Genomic DNA, 464 nt, shown 5'->3' on the forward strand with positions numbered 1-464 from the left:
GGCGACCTCGTCTGCATCTTCCCCGAAGGCAAGATCACGGCTACCGGCGACATGATCACGGCTACCGGCGACATCAACCCGTTCAAGGGCGGTGTGCAGCAGATCATCCGCCGCACGCCGGTGCCCGTGGTGCCGATGGCGCTGCGCGGGCTGTGGGGCAGCTTTTTCTCGCGCAAGGGCGGGGTGGCCATGTCGCGTCCGTTCCGGCGCGGCATCCTGAGCCGGCTCGAACTCGTGGTGGGGGAACCCGTGGCGCCCGAGGCCGCGTCACCGGAAGGGCTCCAGCAGATGGTGCTGGCCCTGCGGGGCGACTGGAAATAGGCGCAATACGACGACACGACGACACGACGATACGACGAGCCCAACGACAATGATCACGCTCTATACCTTCGGCCCTGCCTTTGGCCTGCCCGACGCCAGCCCGTTCGTCATGAAGGCCGAACTGCTGCTGAAGCTGGCAGGGC

At 66.6% G+C, this 464-nt stretch carries 1 protein-coding gene and 1 pseudogene; both read left to right on the forward strand.

Features of this window, described 5'->3' with window-relative positions:
• Window positions 1-321 (forward strand): 1-acyl-sn-glycerol-3-phosphate acyltransferase (locus tag AB4Z27_RS29545; RefSeq protein ID WP_441646051.1); only part of this gene is annotated, 321 nt, incomplete at its 5' end.
• A gap of 49 nt (window positions 322-370) precedes the next feature.
• Window positions 371-464 (forward strand): annotated as a pseudogene (locus tag AB4Z27_RS29550) (glutathione S-transferase family protein); the annotation flags it as partial.

Source organism: Cupriavidus sp. KB_39, assembly GCF_052114485.1.
Lineage (GTDB): Bacteria > Pseudomonadota > Gammaproteobacteria > Burkholderiales > Burkholderiaceae > Cupriavidus.